2 tRNA genes and 2 rRNA genes (1 of these 4 running past the window's edge) are annotated in these 5,000 nt (G+C 56.5%); all 4 read left to right on the forward strand.

Going from position 1 to position 5,000, the window contains the following annotated elements:
- Positions 1–338: 338 nt before the first annotated feature.
- Positions 339–1,823 (forward strand): 16S ribosomal RNA (locus tag LH400_RS25890).
- Between the two features lie 286 nt (positions 1,824–2,109).
- Positions 2,110–2,186, forward strand: a tRNA-Ile gene (locus tag LH400_RS25895).
- A 93-nt stretch (positions 2,187–2,279) separates the two neighbouring features.
- A tRNA-Ala gene (locus LH400_RS25900) sits at positions 2,280–2,355 on the forward strand.
- Between the two features lie 668 nt (positions 2,356–3,023).
- Positions 3,024–5,000: ribosomal RNA gene (locus tag LH400_RS25905) — 23S ribosomal RNA — on the forward strand; it runs 942 nt beyond the window's last position.
- The 16S and 23S rRNA genes sit together here with 2 tRNA genes alongside, the layout of an rRNA operon.

Below are 5,000 nucleotides of genomic sequence, written 5' to 3' on the forward strand. Positions count from 1 at the left end.
GAGAAGCGTGGGCGGCGGTAAGTCTGCGGCCTCGAGGGACTGGTATCCTTTCCGGATCCCTTGAGGTTTGAAGAGACGAGACTGATCGTTTCACGTTTCGCTAAGTGATGAGAGCGGAGCTCTGGATTGCTTGGGTCTTTTTGGTTTGGCGGGTTCGTGAGGATCGGCTGGGTTGGAGGGCTTGAGTGGTTGAGGGTTCCGGATCGGTGCTTGGACTGGTCCTTGGGCAGTGATGTCCATGGGCCTTTCGGTGTTGGCTTCGGCTGGCGCTGGGGTCTGGGTGCTGGAGAAATCTCGTCGATGCTTTGAGACAGTGACGGTCAGGAACAGCTCTTATCAAACCTGAGAGTTTGATCCTGGCTCAGAACGAACGCTGGCGGCAGGCTTAACACATGCAAGTCGAACGCATCCTTCGGGGTGAGTGGCAGACGGGTGAGTAACGCGTGGGAATCTACCCATCTCTACGGGATAGCTCCGGGAAACTGGAATTAATACCGTATACGTCCTCCGGGAGAAAGATTTATCGGGGATGGATGAGCCCGCGTTGGATTAGCTAGTTGGTGGGGTAATGGCCTACCAAGGCGACGATCCATAGCTGGTCTAAGAGGATGATCAGCCACATTGGGACTGAGACACGGCCCAAACTCCTACGGGAGGCAGCAGTGGGGAATATTGGACAATGGGCGCAAGCCTGATCCAGCCATGCCGCGTGAGTGATGAAGGCCCTAGGGTTGTAAAGCTCTTTCAGTGGGGACGATAATGACGGTACCCACAGAAGAAGCCCCGGCTAACTTCGTGCCAGCAGCCGCGGTAATACGAAGGGGGCTAGCGTTGTTCGGAATTACTGGGCGTAAAGCGCACGTAGGCGGACATTTAAGTCAGGGGTGAAATCCCGGGGCTCAACCCCGGAACGGCCTCTGATACTGGGTGTCTTGAGTGTGGTAGAGGTGAGTGGAATTGCGAGTGTAGAGGTGAAATTCGTAGATATTCGCAGGAACACCAGTGGCGAAGGCGGCTCACTGGACCACAACTGACGCTGAGGTGCGAAAGCGTGGGGAGCAAACAGGATTAGATACCCTGGTAGTCCACGCCGTAAACGATGGAAGCTAGCCGTTGGGGGATTTATCCCTCGGTGGCGCAGTTAACGCATTAAGCTTCCCGCCTGGGGAGTACGGTCGCAAGATTAAAACTCAAAGGAATTGACGGGGGCCCGCACAAGCGGTGGAGCATGTGGTTTAATTCGAAGCAACGCGCAGAACCTTACCAGCTCTTGACATGCCACGACGGTTACCGGAGACGGTTTCCTTCCTTCGGGACGTGGACACAGGTGCTGCATGGCTGTCGTCAGCTCGTGTCGTGAGATGTTGGGTTAAGTCCCGCAACGAGCGCAACCCTCGCCCTTAGTTGCCAGCATTCAGTTGGGCACTCTAAGGGGACTGCCGGTGATAAGCCGAGAGGAAGGTGGGGATGACGTCAAGTCCTCATGGCCCTTACGGGCTGGGCTACACACGTGCTACAATGGCGGTGACAGTGGGCAGCCAACTCGCGAGAGTGAGCTAATCCCAAAAAACCGTCTCAGTTCGGATTGCACTCTGCAACTCGGGTGCATGAAGTTGGAATCGCTAGTAATCGTGGATCAGCATGCCACGGTGAATACGTTCCCGGGCCTTGTACACACCGCCCGTCACACCATGGGAGTTGGTTCTACCCGAAGATGGTGCGCTAACCCGCAAGGGAGGCAGCCAGCCACGGTAGGGTCAGCGACTGGGGTGAAGTCGTAACAAGGTAGCCGTAGGGGAACCTGCGGCTGGATCACCTCCTTTCTAAGGACGATCCCTCACGGCGTCCGGTCCATCAGGCCTTTTAGGTCTGGTCCGCCGGGCTTCCCGTATCGGATTGTTTTAGAACAAGGCATTCGTCCAGTCAGACGGTGCCGCGCATACACAAAGCGCCAATGAGCCTTTCGGGGCGTACGGCGTAAGGGCAGGCCCCGCCGCCTTCGTTTCTCTTTCTTCCCTGGATGAATTGCCGGACCCGGTGCGCGTCCGACCTGTCGCTCGATCGTCATGATCTGGTGTGACAGTGTCGCGGTCCTGGACCTCACGGTTCGGGCCCGTAGCTCAGTTGGTTAGAGCGCACCCCTGATAAGGGTGAGGTCGGTAGTTCGAATCTACCCGGGCCCACCATTCGACCCGCACAGGTTTGTGCGAGTTTGCGAATGGGTGTTGGGGTGCGCCGCCTTGCGAGGCGGTTGGTACAACGGGTCACATGTCGGGATAGGGGCTTTAGCTCAGCTGGGAGAGCATCTGCTTTGCAAGCAGAGGGTCGCCGGTTCGATCCCGGCAAGCTCCACCATCCCGTCGCGTTCGCCGAAGGCGAGCGATCGCATGTCGATCGGAGCGGTGGGATGCCGAAGAGCCTTCGGCTCGCAGGCCGAGGCAGGTGAATGGCCATCCAGGAAGTGAGATAACGGTTTGCAGCCTTGGCGTTACGATGCCTTTGCTGCCTGTTCTCGATACCATTGTGAAGAAGAAGACGGATCTCGAAGGATCGTCGCGAAATGCCATTCGAAAGGATGGCTGCCCCTCTACTCCGGGGCGCCGCTTAGGCGGCAAGCACGGTTCTGTCGACGAGAGGTTCCGGCCAAGGGTTCATCGCCCGGCGCCGGTCATAACAAGCCTTTCGTCATTGATCGATGTTGCCTGACCGCACATCGTCGGGGTCTGTCTCGAGAAGCTGGTCTTTCGTCGATTGGATAAACATCCAGTCGACAGGGCACCGCTGCAGGACGCTGGAACGGGTTGCACACCCGCCCGGTGTTTGCGGTGCCTTTGAAGAGAATGATCGCAATGTTCGTCTCTCTCTTTCCTTCTGACTTCGGCGAGTAGCTGCTGAACCGAGGGTCTTTTGACCCGAGGCAAGCGCGACTGCGCGTCGGCCGGTCAGGCCGCGCCCGCGCAGCCGGCCCCGCAAGGGGCCTGGCGTGAGTGCAAAGGAAACCGATGAGCATTGGCGATGAGAACGATCAAGTGTCAAAAGGGCATTTGGTGGATGCCTTGGCATGCACAGGCGATGAAGGACGTGATACGCTGCGATAAGTCATGGGGAGCTGCGAATAAGCTTTGATCCGTGAATTTCCGAATGGGGCAACCCACCTTCGATCCCTGTTAAGTTGAAAGTGCTGAGCTGGTCGAGCTTACGACTGACGTCTTGTCCGGAAGGGGCAGGCGGCAGCTGTAGGCCGAACGGCCGTCGGGCCTTGTGGCCCGCCCTCGCGGAGCCGATCGCGACAGCGATCTGGCGTGAGCGCTTTCGATTAACAGGGATCAGTGAAGGTATCTAACTCTGAATCCATAGGGGTTAGAAGCGAACTCGGGGAACTGAAACATCTAAGTACCCGAAGGAAAGGACATCAACCGAGACTCCGCAAGTAGTGGCGAGCGAACGCGGACCAGGCCAGTGGCCTCATATGAGAGAAGCCGAACACGTTGGAAAGCGTGGCGAGATCGGGTGACAGCCCCGTAGGCGCAATGCTCTTTGAGGTCCATGAGTAAGGCGGGACACGTGAAATCCTGTCTGAAATTCGGGGGACCACCCTCGAAGCCTAAGTACTCGTGCATGACCGATAGCGAACCAGTACCGTGAGGGAAAGGTGAAAAGCACCCCGACAAGGGGAGTGAAAGAGAACCTGAAACCGAATGCCTACAAACAGTCGGAGCCCGCAAGGGTGACGGCGTACCTTTTGTATAATGGGTCAGCGACTTAGTCTGGCGAGCGAGCTTAAGCCGATAGGTGGAGGCGTAGCGAAAGCGAGTCTGAACAGGGCGTTCAGTTCGTCGGATTAGACCCGAAACCGAGTGATCTAGCCATGAGCAGGTTGAAGGTGCGGTAACACGCACTGAAGGACCGAACCCATATCTGTTGCAATAGATCGGGATGACTTGTGGCTAGGGGTGAAAGGCCAATCAAACTCGGAAATAGCTGGTTCTCCGCGAAATCTATTTAGGTAGAGCGTCGGATGAACACCGTGCGGGGTAGAGCACTGGATGGGCTAGGGGGACTCACCGTCTTACCAAACCTAACCAAACTCCGAATACGCACGAGTGCTGTCCGGCAGACACACGGCGGGTGCTAACGTCCGTCGTGGAGAGGGCAACAACCCTGACCACCAGCTAAGGTCCCCAAGTTATGGCTAAGTGGGAAAGGATGTGAAGTTTCCAAAACAACCAGGATGTTGGCTTAGAAGCAGCCATCATTTAAAGAAAGCGTAACAGCTCACTGGTCTAAATAAGAGACTTTGCGCCGAAAATGTACCGGGGCTCAAGCCATACACCGAAGCTGTGGATTCATCTCTTCGGAGGTGAGTGGTAGCGGAGCGTTCCGTAGGCCTGTGAAGGGACAGCCGTGAGGCATCCTGGAGGTATCGGAAGTGCGAATGCTGACATGAGTAACGATAAAGGGAGTGAGAGACTCCCTCGCCGAAAGTCCAAGGGTTCCTGCTTAAAGTTAATCTGAGCAGGGTTAGCCGGCCCCTAAGGCGAGGCCGAAAGGCGTAGTCGATGGGAACCACGTTAATAATCGTGGGCCTGGTGGAGAGTGACGGATCGCGTGTATCGTAGGGTCTTATCGGATTGATCCTGCGGTGAAGCGGTTCCAGGAAATAGCCCCACCGTATAGACCGTACCCGAAACCGACACAGGTGGACTGGTAGAGTATACCAAGGCGCTTGAGAGAACTATGTTGAAGGAACTCGGCAAATTGCACGCGTAACTTCGGAAGAAGCGTGACCTCCATTCACGCAAGTGGGTGGAGGTGGCACAGACCAGGGGGTAGCGACTGTTTACCAAAAACACAGGGCTCTGCGAAGTCGCAAGACGACGTATAGGGTCTGACGCCTGCCCGGTGCTGGAAGGTTAAGAGGAGAGGTGCAAGCTTTGAATCGAAGCCCCAGTAAACGGCGGCCGTAACTATAACGGTCCTAAGGTAGCGAAATTCCTTGT

The organism is Jiella soli (assembly GCF_020615385.1).
GTDB lineage: Bacteria > Pseudomonadota > Alphaproteobacteria > Rhizobiales > Rhizobiaceae > VKMB-3413.